Source organism: Lysobacter sp. Root690 (genome assembly GCF_001427785.1).
Lineage (GTDB): Bacteria > Pseudomonadota > Gammaproteobacteria > Xanthomonadales > Xanthomonadaceae > Lysobacter.
The window spans coordinates 324,425-345,561 of record NZ_LMHM01000017.1; the positions used below are offsets into that span (position 1 = coordinate 324,425).

Here is a 21,137-nt window from a genome sequence, read left to right on the forward strand (position 1 = left end):
TTTTGGATTCGCTGTGAGATAAAAGTTCACGAAAAAGGCCGCCTTGCGCGGCCTTTTTGCTGCGTGCGACTTCGCTCCAATCGTCGCGGCCTTTGCTGTTGCCCCCTTTGACAAAGTGGGCGAACGGCCGCGAAGCGGACGTGGGGGATTTGCTTTTGCTCTCGTCATCCCGCGATGGCGGGAGCTTCGCGACTCATATCCGAAGTGACGACCGAGCCGTCGAATCGCGCCGCTACCATCGCTATTAACTCTGCAACCGCTTGGCTACCTCACCCACCGTGCGCAGCGCCGACTCGATCGTCTTGTCCCACACATGCCCGCACCCAAGCCGCACATGGTGGGTGTAATCGCCGCGGTTAGAGAACAGATGCCCCGGCAGAATGCCGACGCCCTTGGCCAGCGCGGCTTCGAACAAGGCCTGCCCATCGACTTCGGGCGGCAGTTCAACCCACAAGGTCATGCCGCCGGCCGGTTCCGATACGCAACTGCCCTCGGGCCAATGGTCGAGCACCGCCTGCCGATACGCCTGCGCGTTGCCGGCCAGCGCACGACGCAGCCGGCGCAACCCGCGCTCGATGTCGTGGCGGGCGAGGAAATCGATCAAGGCCATCTGCGGCAGAGTCGCCGTGGCCACGGTCGAAAAACTCTTGGTGCGAAGCAATTCCGAACGTCGTCGTCCGCCGAGCATCCAACCCACCCGCAGGCCGGGCGCCAGCGTCTTGGAATAGGAACTGCAGGTGACCACGTGCTCGCCGTCGTCGTAACGGCGCAGCGGCGGCGGACGCTCGCCCGAATACGCCAGTTCGCCGTACAGATCGTCTTCGATCACCACGGTGCCGTGCGCGGCGCAGGCCGCGACGATCTCGCGCTTGGCCTCGTCGCCGGTCAGGCTGCCGAGTGGATTGTTGAAACTCGGTACCAGCAAGGCCGCGCGCACCGCATGGCGTTCGAGCAATTCGCGCAGTTGCGTTGGGTCGATGCCGCGGCCCGGGTGGTTCGGCAGTTCCAGCACGCGCAGGCCGTGCGCGGCTACGGCTTGCAGCAGGCCGTGGTAGGTCGGCGTTTCCAGGATCACGATGTCGCCGGGGCGGGTCACGGTGCGCAGGGTCAGGCTGATCGCTTCCATCGCGCCGGCGGTGATGATGACTTCGTCCGGATCGATCTCGGCGCCGCACTGCGCGTAGCGTTCGGCGATGCGTTCGCGCAGTTGCGGCAATCCCTGCGGAACGGTGTAGCTGAGCGCGGTTTCGGGATCGCGGCGCATCGCGCGCGCGACCGAGGCGGCCAGTGCGGCGGTCGGCAGCAGCGACGAGGCCGGAGTCGCGGTATGCAGCGGGACCAGATCGCGTCGCGACTGCACGTCGAGCACGCCGAGCAAAGCCGGATTGCGTACCGGCATCGGCGTGCGCGACAGATGGCGCGCGCGCGATCCACGCGGCGGCGCGGTTGCCGCGGCGCGCACGTAATAACCCGAACGCGGCCGCGCCTCGATCAGGCCCTCGCGTTCGAGTTGCTGATAGGCCTCGACCGCGGTCGCCAGACTGATGCGTTGATCGCGCCCGAGCCGGCGCAGCGAGGGCAGGCGTTCGCCCGCGCGCAGCACGCCGCGCTGGATCTGGCGGCGCATGCGGTCGGCGAGGCGTTCGTAGAGCAGGTCGTGGGTCATGGGGTGGTCCGGTGTTACTGAAGCGATGGAAAGCCAGCTGCAAACGAGCCCCTCTCCCGCGTGCGGCGACCGAAGGAAGTGCAGAGCTGAGAGGGGTTGGGGTGAGGGGCCGGCGCAGCGGTGCAACTGCGATCCGAGCACGTACCAAACAAATCCGATACGGTTATCGACCTGATTTTCCTGCCCTCACCCTAACCCTCTCCCGCAAGCGGGAGAGGGAACTGCCGGTGTCCAGGTACGACCAAACTGTACCGGTCAAAATCCATCCTAACTGAATCTGTATCGGTCCGCGGCCCGGCCCTAACCTGAGCTTCCCCCTCCCACGAAGCCTCCCGCGCTTCGACCGCCATGAGCCCCAGCGCCACCCCCGCCGAATCGCGAACCGCCCTGATCCAGTTGCTGATCGCCGAACTGCTGATCGGCTCGGTCGGCGTGTTCGTCCACGAGAGCGGACAGAACGCGATCACCGCGGTGCTGTTCCGCTGCATCTTCGGCTGCGCGTTCCTGATCGTGTGGGGCTCGGCGCGCGGCCTGTTCCGCGGTCTGCTCGGCGAACGCGCGCTGATCCGTTCGGCGATCGTCAGCGGCGTGTTGCTGGTGCTGAACTGGGTCGCGCTGTTCGCCGGCATGGCGCGTTCGTCGATCGGCGTGGCGACGATGGTCTACCACTTCTTTCCGTTCGTGATCCTGGGCATGGCGGCGATGTTCTACGGCGAGCGCACCCGCGCCGCCGATCTGGGCTGGACCGCGATCGCCTTCGTCGGCGTGCTGTGTTCGGCCGATCCGTTCAAGCTGTGGAACAGCGCCGGCAGTGGCTATCTGATCGGGGTCGGCCTTACCTTCGTCGCGGCGATCCTGTGCGGCGCGTCGTTGCTGTTGTCGCGCCGGATCAGCCGCGAGCGGCCGTTCGCGGTCGTGCTGATCCAATGCCTGGTCGGCGTGGCGATGCTTGCGCCGTTCGCCGATTACGCGGCGGTGTGGACGCCGGGCATTCACTGGTTCTGGCTGGCCGGCCTCGGCTTGATCCACAGCGGCGTGTGCTACGTGCTGTTCTATTCGTCCTACCCGCGGCTGCAGGTCGCGACCATCGCGGTGCTGGCCTTCATTTACCCGGTGATCGCATTGCTGCTCGACTACCTCGTCTACGGACGCACGCTGGCGCCGGTGCAGAGCGTGGGCGTGGCGTTGATCGTGCTCGGCACGCTCGGGGTCAACCTTAAATGGCAGTGGCGGCGTCGCCCGGTGGCGGTCAGCGCCTGATCGCTCCGCTGGCTGTCGCGATGCCCACTCTCGCGATGCACGACTTACTCGACCCGATTCGCGCAGTCGCGCGGATCAGCAGACGTTTGTTCTGCTCGTTCGGTGCAGGGACGCGCCGGCGGGGAATTTAAGGCATCGCCACAGCGGCGCCGCACGACGCTCAGTCAGCCAACACCAAGCGCCATGCACCTTCGACATCGCCTTCGACGTTCTGCCACGGCACCCGGTCGTTGCCGCGCAGCCGATCCCAGCCGCGCGCGAGTTCTTCGCGGATATCGTCCCAGTGCCGTTCGCCGTGATGCAGGCGCGCGCCGATGCCGTAGGTGATCGCCAGTTCGCGGGTGCGATGCGAGATCGCGGCCGCCGCGGCAGCGGCCGACAGGCAGGGTTCGCACTCTTGATCGGCGCGCTCAGAAGACATCCTGTCGAAATGGCGATAGCTCATGAGCGAAGTCCGTTGGCATTGCTCTTGCATTAGGACGATATCGGTTTTGCGTTCCAAAGGGGTTACGAAAAGTCGCCAGCGCACAGACAAAGCGCGAGCGATGTCGCAAACGCGCGTTCGAAATTCACCGCATCTCGACGTCTCCGCCAAAAGGCGGAGAGGCCCGACCCATCGCCGCCAAAAAAAACGCCGCCCGAAGGCGGCGTCGCAAGCGCGACGAAGCGCGCTTCAACCCTTGATGCAGACCACCTGGCGCAGGGTGTGGACCACCTCGACCAGATCGGCCTGCGCGGCCATCACCGCTTCGATCGGCTTGTACGCCGCCGGCGATTCGTCGATGACCGCCGCGTCCTTGCGGCATTCCACGTGGGCAGTCGCCTCGCGGTGTTGCTTGAGGGTGATCTGCTGCCGCGCCTGGGTGCGGCTGAGCACCCGGCCGGCGCCGTGGCTGCAGCTGTGGAAGCTGTCCGCGTTGCCCTTGCCGCGCACGATGTAGCTGCGCGCGCCCATGCTGCCGGGGATGATGCCGAGCTCGCCCGCGCGAGCGCTGACCGCGCCCTTGCGGGTGACCCACAACGATTCGCCGAAATGCTCCTCGCGCTGCACGTAGTTGTGGTGACAGTTGACCGCGGTCTTCTCCAACTGGAACTTGGGCAACTGCGCGCGCATCGCGTGCAGCACCCGCTCCATCATCGCCTCGCGGTTGTGGCGGGCGTAGTCCTGCGCCCACGACACCGCTTCGACGTAGTCGTCGAACAGCGGCTCGCCTTCGAGGAAGAAGGCCAGGTCGCGGTCCGGGACATGAAAGCCGAGCACGCGCTTTTCCAGTTCGCGCCGGGCCAGTTCGATGAAGTAGCTGCCGATCAGGTTGCCGGTGCCGCGCGAACCCGAGTGCAGCATCACCCAGACGAAGCCGGCTTCATCCAGACACACTTCGATGAAGTGGTTGCCGCCGCCGAGCGTGCCCATCTGCTTGTCGAACTTGTCGGTGCGCAGCTTGCGGTGTTTGTCGTGGATGCGGTCCAGTTGCCCGGCCAGCCCGGAGTGGGCCAGGCGGGTTTCGATGCGGTCGGGACGCTTGCGATGCTCGCCGCCGCGGCCGTTGCCGACCGGGACCACGCGCTCGATCGCCGAACGCAACGCGGCCAGGCTGTCGGGCAATTGCTCCGCCCGCAGCGTGGTCCGCACCGCGGCCATGCCGCAGCCGAGGTCGACGCCGACCGCTGCCGGGATGATCGCGCCGCGGGTCGGCACGACCGAACCGACGGTCGCGCCTTTGCCCAGGTGGACGTCGGGCATCACCGCGACCCAGGGGCCGACGTGCGGCAGGGCGGCGATGTTGCGCAGTTGCCGCCGCGCGCCCTCGTCCACGGGCACGCCGCGGACCCAGGCCTTGACCGGTACCGAGCCTTCTTCGGCGTGCAGCAGTTCGTAACTTGAGGTGTTCATGATGTTAGTCCTTGGGACGCGCGCCGCTTCGTATCGGCGCGCGGTGTTTGCGCGAACGCCGGTGCCGGGTGTCGCGACCGGAGGTCTCGACGTACGAATCGGCGCTGGTGTCGTTGTTCAATCGATGTTCGTTCAACTCGGCCTGGCTGAGCTGCAGCTTTCGGTGCGCGTAGACCGAACTGTTGCCGTACATGCGCCAGCGCGCGCTGGCGCAGTTCTTGGCCAGACAATGCATCACCGCGTCGTAGACGTCGGTCCTGGGCAGCGTGCGTGGCCGGCGTTCCGGGCCGGGCGCGAGCGGTGGCGCAGGCATCGGCTTCAATTCGATCCGATACCAGATGCCGTCGATCCGGCGCAGTTGGGTCATATCGTCCAGCTTGCGCACACCCGGCTCCCATTCGGCCTGACGCGCATGCACCGCCAGGCGATGCTCGCGATGGCGTTCGATCCTCAGACGGATCGCCGCTTCGTTGCGCATCAGGCAGCCATTGTCCGGGTCCACGTACAGTTCGTGCCGGACTTCGGCCAGCGGTTGCATGCCGCGCCAGTTCTGCATCACATACCTCGTTCCTTTGATATCGAACACCTGCATCGCGACGAAATCCTCGAGATGCTGGTGGATGTGCTGTTGCACGGTATTGCGCCGATCCACGCGCGCGCACAGTTCCGAGTAGACGAAATCCCAGCGCCGCCCGACCTGACGTTCCAGGTAGCGTTGCAGCGGGCGCAGGTTTTCGTTGAGCCATTTGCGACTGATATAGCGATACTTCATCGCTTCGTGGCTCGGTTGATCGTCCGGATCGCGTGGGGGACGCGCGCGTGGCGTATTGCTGCCGCCGCGCCGCGGCCGTTCGACGATCACTTTGTACATATCGTTACGCATACAAATTTGTTCCGACAGATAGCGTCACGCCGGCTATCCGGCGCGACATATCGGCCGCTCCACCGGAGCGGCCTTCGCGTTTTCGCATACGGCCGACGCGCTATCGGAATCCGGACGGCGATGCCGTCCGGCCCTGCGTTCAGCCGTTGCCCTTCAGGCTGACCAATTGCTTCATGACTCCCTCCAGACCGCCGAACACGGTCAACTTGTCGATTTTCTCGGTGATCTTTTCCAAAGCCTCGAGTTCCTTCAGGCGCATCAGCACCGGACTGTCCTCGATCAGCTTGGCGGTGTTGAGCAGGCTGCGGGTGGCGTTCGCCTCTTCGCGACGGCGGATCACGTTGGCTTGCGCCGTCTTCTCCGCCTGCACCACGCCGTTGAGGATCTCCTTCATCTCGCCCGGCAGGATCACGTCCTTGACCCCGACGCCCAGCACCTCGACGCCGACCTGCGATGCCTGACCGCGCACGTAGCCGAAGATGTCGGCATCGAGCGAGGCCTTGTCGCCGAGCAGTTCGTCCAGTGTCTTGGCCGAAACTGCCTTGCGCAGGCCGTACTGCAACTCGCGATAGACGTGATCGAGGTACTTGGCGACCTGGGTGCGCGCGGCGACCGGGTCGGACACGCGCAGGCTGGCGGCCAGATTCACGCGCAACGACACCTTGTCGCGAGTCAATAATTCCTGGCCCGAGACCTCCATCGATTGCACGCGCAACTCGATCACTTCGACCGCGACGTTCTTGCGCACGTTCCAGAACGCGTAGGCGCCCGGCTCGAGACGGCGCACGAACGTGCCGTCGACGAACAACAGGCCGGCCGATTGGGTCGGCACCACGCCGGCGACCGCGACCTTGTCGAGGTAGCTGAGCTGACGCAGCGCGTTGGCTACGTCGCGCTCGACTTCCAGACCGTCGCTCAGCGCGACCGTGTGGATGCCGATCTCGGCCAGGCCTTTCCAGTACAGACGGCGGGTGCCGGGCGGCAGCACATCGGCGACGCGGCCGTTACGCAGCATCAAACCGATCTCCTGCATGCCCAGGTCGGCCAGCACGAAGTGGTTCTGCAAACGCGGGCCGAGACCGGCGATCAACGCCTCGGCGTCGCGGCCGGCGTATTCGGCGTTGACGATCGAGTGCGGCGACAGCTCGAGCTCGCGCTTGAAGTCGCCGATGCGATGGACACCGGGGCAGAGCACGCGCTCGATGCGGCGGTTGCGGTACACCAGGACGCGCTCGGCATCGCCGACCACGACCTTCTTGATCCAGAACATGACGATCTCCTTGAGGTTCTGGTGATCCGATCCGTGGTGATGGCCGTCGCGACCGAATCGGTTGTCGCGGCGGCGCGGGTGGCGTTGCGCCAAGGCGCAGCGGTACGTCGTCGCGTACGCGATGCGCACGCAACCTGGAAAGGGATTCGTCGCAAAGCGCGGCGAACTGAATAAGTTGGAAACGCCCCTGACGCCGACATCGCGAAACCCGCGCGTGCTGAACGCGGAGCCGGTGCGGCCGGGCATCGTGACGATCCTTGTCGCGATGCGTTCGCCGCGCCGTTCCCGCGCCTCGCGGGCGTGGGTCCGGCGATGCCGTCGCTGCGGTGTCCGTTGCGCGTCCTGTATCAGCGACGCTTGGCGAAACACCGCACGGGGCGTTTCCTGGGTTGGAACTTTCGTTCCGTACAAACTGCTGGAAGGCAGTTGGGATAACGGGAATCGAACCCGCGACAACAGCATGAATGCCGCGCTCTACCGACTGAGCTATATCCAATAGAAAGGGTCGGATTCGAACCGACGACCCGCGCACTAGTCGCTGCTCTACCTGGCTGAGCTACCTTCCTGAGGCGCAACACCCATCCACGCACTTCGGCATACGCCACGGCAACGCCGCGCGCACCGGACGGGCTGCGAACCCGTACCGCTGTAGTGCGTTTCATCGGATGCTGCGTATTGCCGTGTGTCGCCACACGGCAATGGGTTGGGGCGCATGCGCCCGTTCGTTGTCACACGCACGCACCGCCCGTACCGAAGCACCGGGGTACAGCGCTACAAGCGCCTCGACGGCTTAACCCCTGCGAATGCGATGCTTCGGGGCCTTGTGCGTATGCCTTGTTTTAAGGGGTTACGGCAGTTCCTTTGCGAGCGCTGAAACGAAAACGCCCCCGGTGGTGAACCGAGGGCGTTCGCGTTCCTCGGGAGATCGGGGCGACCGATCTCCCGTGGCAAAGGGAGTCAGTCCGGCGTGTGCAGAAAGTCGATGCGACCGCGCTGCGACCGCGCGCAGTCGCGCATGCCCAGGCACGCGGGCCCGGTGGCGTTCTGCTTGGCGATGTAGGCGCTGAAATGCATGGGTGGCGGTCGGTTCGCTGAAGTGGGTGGACGATGGGCGCGAACAATACGCGCGGGAAAATCGATATGCAAGACCGTTCGTCGTGTTATGAGTGGTTTTGTTTGGGCGGATGCGTTGATGTGTCGTGCATGGGAAGTCGGAGAATTGTTCGACTTTGATTTTAGCTTTGGCTTTTACTTTGACACTAAGCGCTCGGCGCTAAGCTTCGGCGCTCGGAATGCACCCGCCGACTGGATGCCGATGCCGTATCGGCGAAGGTGCCGATGCCGACATAACTTTCCAGGCCGTCATTCCCGCGAATGCGGGAATCCAGCGACTTTCGTGCAGTCACGACAAAGACACTGGATTCCCGCGTTCGCGGGAATGACGAGCTGGAGGGGTTTTGCTTCGGCTTGTTGCCCTCACCCCGGCCCTCTCCCGCAAGCGGGAGAGGGAGACAAGCGCGCAAGCGCATCGAGGTTTTCGGGCGGCGTTGATGCGACGCTGTCGTCGATCGTGATGATCACCACAGCGCCGTCAGGCCTCGATCATCGCGGCATCGCCATCAGACTCCGATCATCGCGACGATGTCATCGACATTCATCACTTCGGCGAACTCCGCCCGCAACGTAGCAAGATGCGCGCGGCTCACCGCGTCGGCGGGGATCACCGAACCATCGGTATCGACCAGATCGAAACAGAAACACGCATCGGCGATCACCACGGTGCGATAGCCGAGGTTGCTGGCGACGCGCGCGGTGGTCGACACGCACATGTCGGTGCTGATGCCGAACAGCACGACCGTGTCGATGCCAAGGCGACGCAGGCGCAGATCCAGGTCGGTGCCGATGAAGGCGGCGTTGACCGATTTGCCGACCACGGCCTCGCCGGCGAGCGGTTCGAAGCCGGGACGAAACGCATTGCCTGGATGCGAGGGGTGCAGGGTCGATGCGTCGATGATCGAGTCGTGGCGAACGTGGATCAGCGGCAGGCTCTTCGCGCGCCAGGCTTGCAACAAGCGCTGGCCGTTTGCTTCCATCTGTGGATTGTTGCGTGGACCCCACGGCGGATAGTCGAAGCCGCGCTGTACGTCGATGGGAATCAGCGCGGTGCGTTGCGGATCGATCATGGTTCGGTGCCTGCTTCGTTGAGATGGATGAGGTTGTGTGTCGCGCTGATCCGGGAGGTCGCGGCGAAGGTCCGATGCGCAACGCGTCGACTTGCCTTTCATTCGTCCAGGTCGGTTCGCGCACTTCGCGGCCCGCCATAGGCGCGTTGCACGATCGCCACGCGCTGCTCGAAACGCTGGTACCAGAGCCGATGGCCCAGATCGCGCGCGACCGTGTGTTCGGCGTGCTCGCGCCAGGCACGGATGGCGGCTTCGCTGTCGAAGTAGGCGACGGTGATGCCGAAGCCGTCGGCGCCGCGGGTCGATTCGAAACCCAGGAACCCGGGTTGCTGGCGCACCAGTTCGACCATGCGCGTCGCGGCGCGGTCATATCCGGCCTCGTCGTGCGCGCTGCGTTGCGAGGAGAAGATCACCGCGTAATACGGCGGGGCGGGCAGGTCGGCGAAGGCGGAGGCGGACATCGGCGGGCCGGATCGGGAAACCACGGTCACTGTGCGTGTTCGCCCGCGCCGGTCTCAACCCGGCACAATGCCGGTCTCGCCCGGCGCCGCCGGGCATCCGCACGCGCCGCGCAACCGGAGCCGCCGCCGATGAAGACCCTGGACGATGTGGACCGCAAGCTGATCGCGCTGCTGCAGGACAACGCGCGGCTGTCGACGGTGGCGCTGGCCAAGGCGGTGGCGCTGTCGCGCAGCAGCGTGCAGGAGCGGCTGCAACGGCTGGAAGCCGGCGGCGTGATCGCGCAGTACACGGTGCGGCTCGGCAGCGGCGGCGATCCGCTGCGGGCCTGGTTGCTGCTGCGTTACGGCGAGGGCTTCAGCTGCGACGATGTGGTGCCGTTGCTGGTCGAGCTGACCCAGGTGCGGCTGGTCCACAGCGTGGCCGGCGAGACCGACCTGATGGTGCTGGTGGAAACGCGCACGCCCGGCGAGCTGGCCGACCTGCGCGAAAAGGTCGCGGCGATGAAGGGCGTGGACGACGTGACCACGATTCCGGTGCTGCGCACGGCGCTGGATCGCTTGTAACCGCCGCTGGCCCGCGTCGCCACGATGCGGGACGCGGTTATTCCGATTCCAGATCGGCCAGCGTCATCACCCACGCCGGCACTTCGGGTTCATCGCCGAAGAAACTCGCCGGCTTCTTCTCGCCGATCGCCCAGCGGTGAATCCAGCTCGGTCCGGCCGGGCCGGTGTAGGCGTCGGCGCGTTGGTAGGCCGGGTCGCGCATGGCTTCGGCGAGACCGATGAAGCGATAGCCGCGCTTTTGCACCATCTTGACCAGGTCGCCGTAGGTGTCGGCGTTGAGCAGATTGGCGTGGATCAGCCAGGTCTGCGGCAGGTTGTAGCCGAGCAGGGCGATCGACTGCTGTTCGTAGTAATCGATTTTCGCGCCCATGTAGGCGACGTATTCGCGCCGCAGCCGGGCCTTGAGCTTGGCGGCGTCCTTGGCGTCGGCGGCATGCAGGTACGCGCCCGCCCAGATCCAGTCGGAGTTGTCGACCGTGACCGGCGCGATGCGGTAATCGTGTTCGCTCAGGAAGCGCTCCAGCCCGGCCTTGTCCTGCGCGCTGCGTCCGGCGCGCAGATAGGGATGGCGGAACCAGTGCGGTTGTTGGCCGCGCGCCTGCAACAGCGGGCGCAGTTGCCGTTCGCCGCGCAGGATGTCGTCCTGATACGCCGGCAGGCCGACCGCGTGCAGGTCGGCGTGGGCGTAGGTGTGATTGCCCAGGGTGGCGCCGGCGTCGAGCCAGTCGCTCAGCATCGCCACGCGTTCGGGCTGCAGCTTGCCGTCGTGTTCGAGTTTGCCTTCGTTGACGAAGCCGATCGCGGGAATGCCGGCGCGTTTGATCGCCGCGACCAGGCGGCGATGGCCGGGCAGGGCCTGCGCGGTGCTGATGCCGGGCAACTGCACCCAGGGCAGATCGTCAATGGTCATGACGATGCGGCGATCGGGCGTGGTCTTGTCACGCTCGGCGTTCGCGCCGGTTTTCGGATCGGAGCCGGAGCCGGAGCCGGAATTGGAATTGGAATTGGAATTGGAGCTGGCGATCGCGGCGCCCAACGGCTGCGCGGCGAGCAACACGGAGGCCAGCAGCGGCGCCAGCAGGCGGCCGGGCAGGCGAGGGAGCGGGGCGGGCGGGCGCATGCGCGGTTCCGGGACGGGAAGCGGCGATCATCGCCGCCTCCGCGCCGCCTGCAAACCGCCTTGCGGCCCGGATCGGGCGCGCAAGGCGTGGAGTTGCGACGTCAGTCCAACTTGCGCGAGATGAAGTAGTAGGCCAGATTGCCGAGCCCGACCGCGCCGAGCAGCACCGCGATCGTGCCGGGTGTCGCGTCGTTCCAGCCGGCGCCTTCGATGATGCCGAAGCCGACCGCGAGCAGGACCATGACGATGCCCCAGCGCAAGGCGCCGTGGCGGCGGCGGATGTCTTCGTCGTGGGCCATCGAGCGCAACAGCTCTTCGGCGCCGCCGGTGGACAGCAGTTTGCTGCGGAAACGCGCCTCGACGACGATCTTGATCGCGAAGACGATGCAGACGAACAGGGTGATGGGGACAAGGATTCCAGGCATGGCGGCAGTCTCGGTGGGTTCGGGTCTCGGTGCAATGGATACGGGGCCGCGGCGATCGGTTGCAGTCCGGTCCCCGGTCCACCCGGTCCATGGGCCGGCGCGTTGCCGGCCTGCCGCGATCCCGGCCGCTAGCCGTCGGGGGCCGGGAAGGGGTGACAGGTATCATTCGCACATCGGTGCGACCGCCACTGCAACCGGCGGCGCCCCCGCCGCATCCTCAGTGCGATGACCGGTCCTACACCATGAACGACGACCGCAGCCTGGTCGCTGCCGTGCTCGCCCAGACGCCGGGCGCTTTCGAGCGCCTGGTCCGCGAGTACCAAGGGCTGTGCTGGCACATCATCCAGCGCATGGTCCGCCACCCCGACGACACCCGCGAGCTGTGTCAGGAAGCGTTTCTGCGCGTCCACCAGTGCCTGCATCAGTACCGCCACGAAAGCGCGCTCAAGTCCTGGATCGGCCAGGTCGCCTACTCGGTGGCCAAGCGCCATCTGGAACGCAAGCGCATCCCGATCGTGGAAGTGGCCGACGACGAGGACGCGCTGTCGCCGCTGGATATGGTCAGCGACGGCTTCGACCTGGAAGCGGCCTGCGCCGACGAGGAAGTCGCCGCCGGCCTGCACGCCGAGATCGAGGCTCTGCCGCCGTTGCAGCGAACACTGCTGACCCTGTATCACCTGGAAGAAGTACCCATCGGCGAGATCGCCGCCATGACCGGCCTGGCCGAGGGTACGATCAAGAGCCACCTGTTCCGAACCCGCGCGCGACTGCGTCAGCGCCTGGAAGCCCGGTTGGGAGAATTCGCATGAACCGCAAGACCTTCGACGATAAAACCGCCAGCGACCGCGCCGCCGCGCCGGGGTTCGACGACCCGCGCATGGAACGCGAATGGCAGTTGCAGGAACGCGCCCAGCGCGAGGAACGCGCCGGTGCGCCGATGGCCGGCGACGATCCGCGCCTGGCCCAGTACCGCCTGCTCACCCGCGCGCTGCGCGCGCCGGTGATGGAGCCGATTCCGTTCGGTTTCGCCGAACAGGTCGCGCGCCGCGCCCAGGCCGTCGCCACCGGCAACGACCGGGTCGAACGCTATCTGCAGCAGTTGCTGCTCGGCGCTCTGGTGCTGGCGGGCGTCTGGTTCGCCTGGTCGAGCAGCGCCGGCTGGCTGCCGGCGATGCTGCAAGGCGTGTCGCAGGGTTTGCCGCAGGGCGCGTTGTCGTGGGGGCCGGTGGTGGTCGCCTGCTGCGCCTTGACCTGGGGCTGGGACGGCGTCGCGCGCGTCGTCGGCCTGGACCGCGGCCGTGGCGGACACGCGGCCTGAGGCCCACGATCCGCTGGCTGCATCGCCTTGAGTGATCGCTGAGGGGCCGCGGGCCCTCGTCCTCGATACGGCCGGATGTTCCGGCCATCCCATCCAGACGCCTCGCGCGCGGTTCGATCGTCGCGATCGCCGCGCGCGACGGTGGTCGCGTGTCCGCCGCGGCGCATGCGGCTCGCTGCCGTCCGATCCGCCGCGCAAGCCCCTGACACCCGAACGCGGCGAGCGCCGCGCGAACGACCGCGCGAACGACCGCGCGCTTCGCACACGCGCGCGCAACGCGATAAGGCGCTCGCACAGGACGCGCGCGCGTTCGCGAACTCGCGCGCGGCGGCGAAAAACCACTTGTATTTCGGTATAGCGACGGGGTGCGCAGTTCGCCGCGCTTAGCCGTCGGCGCGTGTCACCCAAGTAACAGCCATCGTCGGACCCCCTCACCAGACTCGCCTGCACATGCTTCAAAACAGGAGAGTCGACAGATGGAACGTCCCAAGATGGATCGCGGCCAGTTCAAGGCCGCCGATGAAATGTTCGCCAACGCATGGCGGGCGAGCCTGCCGGAACTGGAAGCGCGCGCGCGCCGTTTCGCCGAGGGCCAGCGCGATCGCGCCGAGGAATTGCTGGCCAATACCGCGATCAAGGCCTTGCTGTTCATGCGTCGCTCGCCGCAGACCATCACCGACCCGTGCGGGTTCTTGTTCGTGGTGCTGCGGCATGTGTTTCTCGACAGCGTGCGCCGGCGCGGACGCGACCGCGAAGTGTTCGACCGCCATCGCGATATCGACAGCGACAGCAACGGTTTCGCCCACGACGGCCTGTCGGCCTTGCAGAAGCTGGAACTCGATCAGCAGCTCGGTCGCGTGGTCAACGCGGTCGCGCGCCTGAGCCGCGATCAGCGCCGCCTGTTCGCCTACCGCTTCATCGACGATCTGCCGTATCCGGTGATCGCCGAGAAACTGCACATCAACCAGCCGCTCGCGCGCAAGCGCGTGGAGCTGCTGCGCAACCGGATCAAGTCGGCGATGACGCGCGACTGACGCGGCATCGCGCCGATCGGTTCGCCTCGTATCGCGTCGTCGCGGCGTGGCCGTGGTCGCCAAATCGCGATTCACAACGCCGACAGGACCGCGTTCCACCGTTTACATCGATAAAGAAAGCCGCACCGATCAGCGCCACAGGGCGCCGGTGGTGCCGATTCCCTCACCACCGCTTCTTCAAGGACAGGCTCATGGCCGACACACCCGTCAACTCGCAGATCACCGACGCCGTCACACAGACCAACGTCAAGGTGGTCGCCGAAGCGCCCGCGCAGGCCATCGCCTCGCTGTACCAGGTATCGAGCCACTCCACCGGACTGGCCCTGCAGAACGCGGTCCACAGTCAGCAGGTGCTCAACCAGATCTCGAGCGCGGTGGTGTCCAAGGCGGTGCAGATGATCATGGCGGTCGGTGACAAGCCATGAGCCCCATGGCGGTGACGCGCGAGCGAACGGGCAGTGAGCCGATGCGTCCGCACGAACGCGCAGGAGCGACGCGATGAGACGGTTCGGCAGAAGCAATAATCCCACCACGACGTCCGCCGCCAATGCGACCGGCGCGTCTGCGGCCGCGGCGCCGGCCGCGTCTGCGGCCACGGCGCCCGCGCCGACACCCGCGGCCGCGGCGCCGAGTACGCCGGCGGCGACCACGACCGCATCCGCGGCAGCAAGCGATGCGGATGTAGCCAACACCGCGTCGGCGGCCACCATTCCCAACGACGTCGCCGCCGCGGTGCCAGCAACTGCGACCACCGATGCGGCGAGTGCCGCGTCGGCCGGAGCGTCGGCATCCACGCCGGTCGCCGCCGCGCCAGGCGCAAGCTCCGCCGCCGCCGCGCCCGCGTCACCGGCGGCCGCGTCGACCGCATCCGATCCTTCGCCGTCGTCGTCGTCATCGCCCGCATCGGCAACGTCCGCATCGGCAACGTCCGCATCGGCATCGCCCGCCACAGCCGCGTCATCGCTACCGCCGCCCTCGCCCTTGTCCGCGTCGCGCAGTCTCGCGATGGCCCAGGCCGGTGGCGGCAACGGCGCGCCGACTGATGCCTTGAACAAGCAGATCGTGCAGGCGGTGGTGTTCACCAACGCCGAAACCGCGTCGTACGCGCCGTCTCAGATCGCGACCGGACCGGACATGATGATCAGTCAGGCCGCCGGCCTGGTCGCGCAATCGGCGGCGGCGTACTTCGACGGCGTCACCAAGATCGCTTTGGCCAGCCAAGGCGTGTTGATGAAGCAGATGACCCAGGACCTAATCGAAGGCAACGTCGAGCAAGCCGCCGAAGATGCGCTGGGCGTGCTCGCCACCGACGTCTTCATGGGCGCGGCCGCGGCCGTCGCCGCGGCGGCCGGCGCGATGGAAGCCGCATCGGCGGGCTTCGCGATCGACCGCATCGACCAGAGCATCGCCAAGTACTCGACGCTGTTGCAGAACCGCAAGAGCTCCTGACCGACTTCGTTCACCCACACAACTCGCCGCAGCGCACGCGCGGGCCGCACCGGCCCGCGCCATGGCCCGGTGTTGCCGCGATAACCGCAAAGGATCCCGATCATGGCTTACTTCTCGCTGCCCGCGCTGACCCTGCCGAGCTATCGCTTCGACTACCACAGCCACTTCGGCGGCATCCTGCCGGTCGAGAACGAGGCCGCGGTCGCGACCGACGCCTTCCCGCTCGACATCACCTACCAGGTGCAGGACCAGGGCGTCACGGTCGATACCAAGGTCACCGTCACCGTGATCAAGGGCCAGCAGCTGACCCTGGCCGGGCTGTTCGGCGGCACGCTCGACGAGCAGCAGCCCGAACGCGGCGCACTGTCGCTGTTCCTCAAGGCCTTGATGCTGATGGAGGAGAGCAATCCGCTGGCCGCCCTGGCCGCCAGCCGCAACCGTTCGCGTTACGAGCGGGGTGAGTGCATCGCCGAAGACATCTATATCGCCTGCGTCTGCCTGGCGAACCAGCTCAAGCTCGACGCCGTGCGCGATGCCGCCGCCACCGATCCGGTGCTGTACAAGACCGTGCGCAGCGCGCTGGAACGGCTGGCCGTGGCGCCGCCGCCGGGCCAGCCGCGACCGATCGAAGCGCTGATGCCGCTGTTGCGCTACTTCAACGACAAGATCTACAGCGCCAGCAAGTACACGCCGTTCGACGACGCGTACCGCATGCGCTCGTTCGCGATGAAGAAGTTGCGCGCCGAAGTAGGTGGCGAAGAGCGCTACCTGCAATGGATAGCGATGAGCCTGCGTTATCTCGAGCAGGAGGGCATCGCGCATGCGCAGCTGGCGATGGGCGAAGACGAAGTGCGCGTCGCCAACGCGGTGCTCAGCGCCTACAACAAGGCGCGCAAGACCTGTTACAAGCTGCTCGCGCACACCGCGACGGTGTACGCCGGCGACAAGGCGCTCGAGTACGAGCTCAACACCAAGATCCTGCCGCTGTTCCAGGACCCGAGCTTGAACGAGCTGATCGGCATCGACCTGCTGGGCAGCGAGAACAAGGTCGGCAACTACACCGAGCTGTTCTCCTTCCTCGTTGCGCAAAATAGCGCCCAGGCCGATCAGCTGACCCAGTTCTTCGGCAACGTCGACCAGTCGCGCGCGTTGCAACTGGTCAGTCACATCCATTGCGGCGAGGGCATGGGCGTTGCGGCCGACAACCGCTCGGCGATCGGCTATGCGATGGCCTATTCGCGGCATCTGCCGGGCCCGGAGTTCTACCGCGCCTACGCGCAGTACGTGTTGGCTTGCCAGATCGCCGCGCAGGGCCGGCGCGCCGACAACGCCCGTGGCACCGCCGGCACCCATGCGCACAAGGACAATGGCGTGTCGGGCCTGTTCGACGAAATGTTCCGCAACGATTCGCTGACCGTCGAAGGCCTGACCCTGCGCCGCTACGACGGCAACAGCGTGCGTACCCAGGAACTGGTCGCCTACGCCGGCAAGCGCAACATGATGGCGCTGTGCGAATCGTTGGATCAGTCTCCGCCGGCGCCGGCGCAAGCCCCCGCGGCCCCGGCGCAACCGCCCGCGGCGCAGGCCCAGAGTTACTACCAACTGCTGACCGCCTCGGGCACCTTGCTCGGTTTCCGCCTCGGTCACGCCTACTACTACCGCAGCTTCGTCGCCGCGCGCTATCCGTTGATCGCCTTCGACACCAACCTGGGCAGCAACTCGATCACCGGCGCGTCCGGCCTGTTCGCCTCGGTCGAGGGCTACCGGCTCAATCGCGGCTTCCGCCACCTCGACGGCTATGTCGACACCGATCTGCTCAGGACGGTGACCGACAAGGTGATGTTCACGGGCCTGCAGGCGCTCAACGAGACCCAGGTCAGCGAGTTGATGACCCTGGCGCGCTCCTCCAAGACCCTCGCCGACCTGCTGCAGCAGGGCCAGGCGAAAATTTCGGCGCTGTTGAACGCGGCGCTGGGGCCGGTCGCGCAGGCGATGAACGCCGACACCAGCTACGCCAGTTTCTCGGCACTGGTCACCGCGATGGTCGGCGCCAACACCTCGCCCAGCGTGTGGTTCGCGGCGCTGGCGCGGGTGCTCAACCTGTTCATCAACTGGCGTTCGTACCTGCTGGGCTCCGATGCGCAGGGCGTCGAGCACACCAACGTGCAGGACGAATTTCTGCGCTGCGTGCTGTTGCTGGCCTACAACATCGCGCCGTTCGATACGTCCGCGCAAGGCGCGGCCGAGGTCGGCAAGCAGTTGCAGGCGCTGGTGACCACCATCTCCGCCGCCTACTGGCAGACCACGGTCGGGCCGCTGGCGGGCAACGACAGCGGGCCTCAGACCGCCGCCGCCATCGCCGGCTACAAGGCGCCAGCGTCGGTCGTCACCGTCACCCGCGCGGTCCTCGCGCAGGGCGCTTCGGCCTGATCGGCGGCCGCATTGCGTATCGCATCCCTTGTAAGACCGGAGTTCGCAATGGACGAGAGCCTGCACTATCTGCTGCATGAAGAACTGGAAGGTCTGTTCGATCGGCCGGCCGCCGAGGCCGTGCAGGTCGCGCCGGTAGCGGTAGCGGCGACGGCCGCCGCCTCGGCATCGCCGGCCGGCGCCGAGCCCGCGGCGACGCCGGCCGCGGCGACCGCGCCGGTCTCGGACCGCACCTTCGACGAGTTGATCGCGCGCCTGGCCGATCCGAAGGTGTTGCAGGCGCTGGCGCGTCTGCTGGGGGGGCGCTGAATGTCAGTTACCGCATCCACGCCTGAGTCATCGGCCGCATCAGCATCCGCGGCAACCGCAACCGCAACCGCGCCCGGCGCCGAACCGGCCGCCACCGCGCTGGACATCCAGTTCGCCGAGTTCGCGCGCGACTGGCTCGGGATCGAGCTCGGCGCCGAGGAGCGCGCCCGCGTGCGCGGCGCGATCGCCATGCTGGAGGCGCAGCAGCGCATGCAGGCCAGCCAGGCGACCCAGGCGACCCAGGCGTCCGCCGGCGCGGCGCGGCGCCCGGCCGGCCGCGCGATCGACCTGGACCGACAACGCATCCAGAACCTGATCGATCAGCACCTCAGCCGCACCCAGGTCACCGTGCTGGGCAATGCGAGCGCCGAGCGCGCCGCCGAATCGGCGGTACTCGGCGCGGTCGAGCGCGCGCAATCGCTCGATGATCTGCGGCCGCCCAAACCCGCGGCCGGCGCCGGCGCCAACGCCAACCAGGCGCCGCGCACCGATCCGCTGATCGCGCAGATCGCCGATCAGCTCACCGGCCTGATCAAGCGCGAAGTCGATGCCTGCTTCCAGCAACAGTTCGGCCCGCTCGCGAGCCAGTTGCAGGCGGTGATCGACGCCGCGCAGGACAGCGGCCTGCTGGCCAGAAAATCCGATTCCGCGTCCTTGGACGAGTCGCGCGGCACTGCGGAAAACAGCGGAAAAACCGCTGAAAAACCCGAGCAGAACAACAACGACAACAATGCCGCCAAGGCGCCTGCATCGGCTTCACAACGCGATTGATGACTCGTTCTTCAGCTACGTACGGCATCGGCCGTACCCCACTACCCCAAGGAGCTTCACATGGCATTCCCTACCGCTGTCAATGACCAGATCACCGATGCCGTCACCCAGTCCAACGTCAAGGTCATCGGCGAAGCGCCGGCCTTCGCGATGGGTTCGATCTACCAGTCGATGGCCCACTCCACCGGCATCCTGTTCGAGAACGCCGTGTCCGCGCAGCAGCAGCAGAACACGCTGGCGCTGGCCGCGGCCAACCAGGGCGTGATGCAGATCTACAGCGTCGACACCACCGCCGCGGCCGGCGCCACCGAGAAGGTCGCCCAGACCGGCGTGTCCGACAACCTCACCAGCCTGCTGACCGTGCTGCAGGCATTCAAGCCCTGAGCCGCGCGCGGCGGCGGTCTGACCGCATCGGTCGGATCGAAGATGCCGGCTCGCTCATGATCTGAGTCGAGCCTGCATCTCCGCCTGCAGGTTTCCCGACTACCGCAAACGAGGATTCACCCATGGCATATCCCACCGCCGTCAACAATCAGATCACCGACGCCGTCACCCAGTCCAACGTCAAGGTCATCGCCGAAGGTCCCGCCTTCGCGATGGGCTCGATGTTCCAGGCCTCGGCGCATTCGACCGGCATCCTGTTCGAGAACGCGATCGCCGCTCAGCAGCAGCAGAACACGCTGGCGCAGGCCGCGGCCAACCAGGGCGTGATGCAGATCTACACCGTCGACACCACCGCCGCGGCCGGTGCCACCGAGAAGATCGCCCAGACCGGCGTGTCCGACAATCTGAGCAGCCTGATGACCGTGCTGAAGTCGTTCAAGTCCAGTCCCAATCCGTACGGCCCGTAAGTCGCGCAACACCCGATGCCGGGCCGCCGCGAGGCGCCGGCATCGTACCGGCTCCGCCGAGACGCGCATCGTGGCAATGCCGCCACAACTGCAGACGAACGCTCCGCTTGCCGGACGTCGCACTCGCCGCAGATCCCGAACGCAAACGTCCACAGGGGGCGTTATGGAACGTGCCACCGGCCGCGGGCGCGGCCGTTATGATCGCCGCGACCGCATCGGTCGCTCTCATTTCACCGCCTGCCGCGGCACGTGGCCGCCGCTATGTGCCTGACATCCGACGACAGCATCGCGGTACGCCGGCGTCGCTGGGGCCTGGACCGCTGCGGCCTGTTGCGCGGCCTGCCGTCCGCGCTGCTCGATCACGTCGCCCGCCACTGCACCGAATTGAATCTGGAAGAAGGCGACGCGCTGTTCTTCAAGAACGATTCCAGCGATTTCCTCGCCTTCGTCGTGCATGGCCGCATCTACAAGCTGCTATACGGCCCCGACGGCCAGGAACTGATCGTCGACACCATCGAAAGCGGCGAGACGGTCGACGAAATGCCGTTGCTCGACACGCACGCGCACACCTTCACCGCGGTGGCGTACAGCCCGACCCGGGTGCTGCTGTTGTCGCGCCGGCATTTCGCCAGCCTGATCGCCGACCCGGTGGTGATCGAACGCGCGCACACCTCGCTGTGCGTGCGCTTGCGCCAGGCGGTGGAGAGTCTGGAGACGATGTGCCTGCATCGTCTGGAATCGCGCCTGGCGCGTTATCTGCTGTCGCTGATGCGTTCGCAATCGCGTCAGCGCGGCGACGATTTCGAAGTCGCGTTGCCGCCGACCCAAAGCATCCTCGCGGCGATGGTCAACGCCAGCCGGCCGAAGTTGAACGCGCAGTTGCAGACCTGGCATCGCAGCGGACTGGTCAGCCGAAAGCGCAACATCCTGCGCATCAACGACATGGATCAGTTCCGTTGCAAGGCGTACTTGGGGCGCGATGCGCAGCGACCGAACCTGCGCGCGCGCACGGCGGTGGCTCGGCACAATGCTTGAGTGGTTTGGGCCGAGGGTCATGGGGCGCTGGCGTTGAGGTCGCCGCATTCAGGTCGAATGATTGTGCATGCGCCGATCATGCAAATTTCGACTCCCGAGCCAGCGCCAGCTCCAGCTCCAGCGCATCCGCCTTTGCTGTTCCCCCCTTTGCAAAAGGGGGGCAGGGGGGATTCGCTTTTGCTCCTGAAAAAGCAACAGCAAAAGCAAATCCCCC

The 21,137-nt window shown here is 66.6% G+C and carries 22 protein-coding genes and 2 tRNA genes; 13 read left to right on the forward strand and 11 right to left on the reverse strand.

Annotated elements, in window-relative coordinates:
- Positions 1 to 244 precede the first annotated feature (244 nt).
- Positions 245 to 1,666 (reverse strand): PLP-dependent aminotransferase family protein, encoded by a 1,422-nt coding sequence (locus ASD86_RS21940; RefSeq protein WP_056115848.1) that lies wholly within the window; start codon positions 1,664 to 1,666, stop codon positions 245 to 247.
- A 348-nt stretch (positions 1,667 to 2,014) separates the two neighbouring features.
- Here ASD86_RS21940 and ASD86_RS21945 point away from each other — a divergent pair, with 348 nt between their 5' ends.
- Positions 2,015 to 2,926 (forward strand): DMT family transporter, encoded by a 912-nt coding sequence (locus tag ASD86_RS21945; RefSeq protein ID WP_056115850.1) that lies wholly within the window; start codon positions 2,015 to 2,017, stop codon positions 2,924 to 2,926.
- Between the two features lie 160 nt (positions 2,927 to 3,086).
- Here the strand turns inward: ASD86_RS21945 and ASD86_RS21950 are convergent, their stop codons facing one another.
- The 8 genes from ASD86_RS21950 to ASD86_RS21985 form a co-directional block, all read right to left on the reverse strand.
- Positions 3,087 to 3,371, reverse strand: coding sequence for a hypothetical protein (locus ASD86_RS21950; protein WP_056115854.1), 285 nt, complete (start codon positions 3,369 to 3,371; stop codon positions 3,087 to 3,089).
- 228 nt (positions 3,372 to 3,599) lie between these two features.
- Entirely contained in the window at positions 3,600 to 4,820 is a 1,221-nt protein-coding gene (locus ASD86_RS21955) for an RtcB family protein (RefSeq protein ID WP_056115857.1), read from the reverse strand.
- Between the two features lie 4 nt (positions 4,821 to 4,824).
- Entirely contained in the window at positions 4,825 to 5,703 is an 879-nt protein-coding gene (locus ASD86_RS21960) for a hypothetical protein (RefSeq protein WP_157477009.1), read from the reverse strand.
- 139 nt (positions 5,704 to 5,842) lie between these two features.
- Positions 5,843 to 6,973, reverse strand: coding sequence for a slipin family protein (locus tag ASD86_RS21965; protein ID WP_056116515.1), 1,131 nt, complete (start codon positions 6,971 to 6,973; stop codon positions 5,843 to 5,845).
- 426 nt (positions 6,974 to 7,399) lie between these two features.
- Positions 7,400 to 7,469 (reverse strand) — tRNA-OTHER (locus ASD86_RS21970).
- Positions 7,470 to 7,539: transfer RNA gene (locus tag ASD86_RS21975), tRNA-OTHER, on the reverse strand. It lies immediately after the preceding tRNA gene.
- Between the two features lie 1,053 nt (positions 7,540 to 8,592).
- On the reverse strand, positions 8,593 to 9,156 hold the full coding sequence (locus ASD86_RS21980) for a cysteine hydrolase family protein (protein ID WP_056115865.1): 564 nt from the start codon (positions 9,154 to 9,156) through the stop codon (positions 8,593 to 8,595).
- Positions 9,157 to 9,254: 98 nt separating this feature from the next.
- Positions 9,255 to 9,617 (reverse strand): antibiotic biosynthesis monooxygenase, encoded by a 363-nt coding sequence (locus ASD86_RS21985; RefSeq protein ID WP_056115869.1) that lies wholly within the window; start codon positions 9,615 to 9,617, stop codon positions 9,255 to 9,257.
- A 129-nt stretch (positions 9,618 to 9,746) separates the two neighbouring features.
- Between ASD86_RS21985 and ASD86_RS21990 the strand changes: the two genes are divergently transcribed.
- Positions 9,747 to 10,181: an Lrp/AsnC family transcriptional regulator gene (locus ASD86_RS21990; RefSeq protein WP_056115873.1), complete on the forward strand. Its 435-nt coding sequence runs from the start codon at positions 9,747 to 9,749 to the stop codon at positions 10,179 to 10,181.
- A 37-nt stretch (positions 10,182 to 10,218) separates the two neighbouring features.
- Here the strand turns inward: ASD86_RS21990 and ASD86_RS21995 are convergent, their stop codons facing one another.
- Together ASD86_RS21995 and ASD86_RS22000 are read right to left on the reverse strand one after the other, a co-directional pair.
- Positions 10,219 to 11,301, reverse strand: coding sequence for a polysaccharide deacetylase family protein (locus ASD86_RS21995; RefSeq protein WP_082578618.1), 1,083 nt, complete (start codon positions 11,299 to 11,301; stop codon positions 10,219 to 10,221).
- Between the two features lie 101 nt (positions 11,302 to 11,402).
- The gene (locus ASD86_RS22000; RefSeq protein WP_056115876.1) at positions 11,403 to 11,726 is read right to left on the reverse strand and encodes a DUF6249 domain-containing protein; all 324 of its coding nucleotides are present in this window, start codon (positions 11,724 to 11,726) and stop codon (positions 11,403 to 11,405) included.
- Positions 11,727 to 11,968: 242 nt separating this feature from the next.
- Between ASD86_RS22000 and ASD86_RS22005 the strand changes: the two genes are divergently transcribed.
- The 11 genes from ASD86_RS22005 to ASD86_RS22055 all read left to right on the forward strand — a co-directional run bounded on the left by ASD86_RS22005 (position 11,969) and on the right by ASD86_RS22055 (position 20,923).
- The gene (locus tag ASD86_RS22005) at positions 11,969 to 12,535 is read left to right on the forward strand and encodes a sigma-70 family RNA polymerase sigma factor (RefSeq protein ID WP_036109036.1); all 567 of its coding nucleotides are present in this window, start codon (positions 11,969 to 11,971) and stop codon (positions 12,533 to 12,535) included.
- Positions 12,532 to 13,044 carry a hypothetical protein gene (locus ASD86_RS22010; RefSeq protein ID WP_056115880.1) on the forward strand — a complete coding sequence of 171 codons (513 nt, stop codon included), beginning with the start codon at positions 12,532 to 12,534 and terminating at the stop codon, positions 13,042 to 13,044. The genes ASD86_RS22005 and ASD86_RS22010 overlap by 4 nt, the downstream gene beginning before the upstream one ends.
- A 476-nt stretch (positions 13,045 to 13,520) precedes the next feature.
- Complete coding sequence (locus ASD86_RS22015) at positions 13,521 to 14,078, forward strand: RNA polymerase sigma factor (protein WP_200957289.1); 558 nt, start codon at positions 13,521 to 13,523, stop codon at positions 14,076 to 14,078.
- A gap of 191 nt (positions 14,079 to 14,269) precedes the next feature.
- Positions 14,270 to 14,503 carry a RebB family R body protein gene (locus tag ASD86_RS22020; protein WP_036109032.1) on the forward strand — a complete coding sequence of 78 codons (234 nt, stop codon included), beginning with the start codon at positions 14,270 to 14,272 and terminating at the stop codon, positions 14,501 to 14,503.
- Positions 14,504 to 15,125: 622 nt separating this feature from the next.
- A complete protein-coding gene (locus ASD86_RS27555; protein WP_235567874.1) occupies positions 15,126 to 15,527 on the forward strand; it encodes a hypothetical protein in 402 nt (133 codons plus the stop codon).
- Between the two features lie 102 nt (positions 15,528 to 15,629).
- Complete coding sequence (locus tag ASD86_RS22030) at positions 15,630 to 17,957, forward strand: hypothetical protein (RefSeq protein WP_056115883.1); 2,328 nt, start codon at positions 15,630 to 15,632, stop codon at positions 17,955 to 17,957.
- A 48-nt stretch (positions 17,958 to 18,005) separates the two neighbouring features.
- Positions 18,006 to 18,266 carry a hypothetical protein gene (locus tag ASD86_RS22035; RefSeq protein ID WP_056115886.1) on the forward strand — a complete coding sequence of 87 codons (261 nt, stop codon included), beginning with the start codon at positions 18,006 to 18,008 and terminating at the stop codon, positions 18,264 to 18,266.
- Positions 18,267 to 19,037 (forward strand): hypothetical protein, encoded by a 771-nt coding sequence (locus ASD86_RS22040; RefSeq protein ID WP_056115891.1) that lies wholly within the window; start codon positions 18,267 to 18,269, stop codon positions 19,035 to 19,037.
- Between the two features lie 60 nt (positions 19,038 to 19,097).
- Positions 19,098 to 19,421 carry a RebB family R body protein gene (locus ASD86_RS22045; RefSeq protein WP_056115894.1) on the forward strand — a complete coding sequence of 108 codons (324 nt, stop codon included), beginning with the start codon at positions 19,098 to 19,100 and terminating at the stop codon, positions 19,419 to 19,421.
- 122 nt (positions 19,422 to 19,543) lie between these two features.
- Positions 19,544 to 19,888 (forward strand): RebB family R body protein, encoded by a 345-nt coding sequence (locus ASD86_RS22050; RefSeq protein ID WP_056115897.1) that lies wholly within the window; start codon positions 19,544 to 19,546, stop codon positions 19,886 to 19,888.
- A 261-nt stretch (positions 19,889 to 20,149) separates the two neighbouring features.
- Complete coding sequence (locus tag ASD86_RS22055; protein ID WP_056115899.1) at positions 20,150 to 20,923, forward strand: Crp/Fnr family transcriptional regulator; 774 nt, start codon at positions 20,150 to 20,152, stop codon at positions 20,921 to 20,923.
- Positions 20,924 to 21,137: the final 214 nt, after the last annotated feature.

Bases quoted from the DNA above. Each gene is read 5' to 3' on its own strand.
- ASD86_RS21955 (WP_056115857.1), bottom strand. From the start codon at position 4,820: ATGAACACCTCAAGTTACGAACTGCTGCACGCCGAAGAAGGCTCGGTA.
- ASD86_RS21995 (WP_082578618.1), bottom strand. From the start codon at position 11,301: ATGCGCCCGCCCGCCCCGCTCCCTCGCCTGCCCGGCCGCCTGCTGGCG.
- ASD86_RS22015 (WP_200957289.1), top strand. From the start codon at position 13,521: ATGGAACGTCCCAAGATGGATCGCGGCCAGTTCAAGGCCGCCGATGAA.
- ASD86_RS22045 (WP_056115894.1), top strand. From the start codon at position 19,098: ATGGCATTCCCTACCGCTGTCAATGACCAGATCACCGATGCCGTCACC.
- ASD86_RS22055 (WP_056115899.1), top strand. From the start codon at position 20,150: ATGTGCCTGACATCCGACGACAGCATCGCGGTACGCCGGCGTCGCTGG.
- ASD86_RS22050 (WP_056115897.1), top strand. From the start codon at position 19,544: ATGGCATATCCCACCGCCGTCAACAATCAGATCACCGACGCCGTCACC.
- ASD86_RS21985 (WP_056115869.1), bottom strand. From the start codon at position 9,617: ATGTCCGCCTCCGCCTTCGCCGACCTGCCCGCCCCGCCGTATTACGCG.
- ASD86_RS22035 (WP_056115886.1), top strand. From the start codon at position 18,006: ATGGACGAGAGCCTGCACTATCTGCTGCATGAAGAACTGGAAGGTCTG.
- ASD86_RS21950 (WP_056115854.1), bottom strand. From the start codon at position 3,371: ATGAGCTATCGCCATTTCGACAGGATGTCTTCTGAGCGCGCCGATCAA.
- ASD86_RS22005 (WP_036109036.1), top strand. From the start codon at position 11,969: ATGAACGACGACCGCAGCCTGGTCGCTGCCGTGCTCGCCCAGACGCCG.
- ASD86_RS22020 (WP_036109032.1), top strand. From the start codon at position 14,270: ATGGCCGACACACCCGTCAACTCGCAGATCACCGACGCCGTCACACAG.
- ASD86_RS21965 (WP_056116515.1), bottom strand. From the start codon at position 6,973: ATGTTCTGGATCAAGAAGGTCGTGGTCGGCGATGCCGAGCGCGTCCTG.
- ASD86_RS21945 (WP_056115850.1), top strand. From the start codon at position 2,015: ATGAGCCCCAGCGCCACCCCCGCCGAATCGCGAACCGCCCTGATCCAG.
- ASD86_RS22030 (WP_056115883.1), top strand. From the start codon at position 15,630: ATGGCTTACTTCTCGCTGCCCGCGCTGACCCTGCCGAGCTATCGCTTC.
- ASD86_RS21960 (WP_157477009.1), bottom strand. From the start codon at position 5,703: ATGCGTAACGATATGTACAAAGTGATCGTCGAACGGCCGCGGCGCGGC.
- ASD86_RS21980 (WP_056115865.1), bottom strand. From the start codon at position 9,156: ATGATCGATCCGCAACGCACCGCGCTGATTCCCATCGACGTACAGCGC.
- ASD86_RS21940 (WP_056115848.1), bottom strand. From the start codon at position 1,666: ATGACCCACGACCTGCTCTACGAACGCCTCGCCGACCGCATGCGCCGC.
- ASD86_RS22000 (WP_056115876.1), bottom strand. From the start codon at position 11,726: ATGCCTGGAATCCTTGTCCCCATCACCCTGTTCGTCTGCATCGTCTTC.
- ASD86_RS22040 (WP_056115891.1), top strand. From the start codon at position 18,267: ATGTCAGTTACCGCATCCACGCCTGAGTCATCGGCCGCATCAGCATCC.
- ASD86_RS22010 (WP_056115880.1), top strand. From the start codon at position 12,532: ATGAACCGCAAGACCTTCGACGATAAAACCGCCAGCGACCGCGCCGCC.
- ASD86_RS21990 (WP_056115873.1), top strand. From the start codon at position 9,747: ATGAAGACCCTGGACGATGTGGACCGCAAGCTGATCGCGCTGCTGCAG.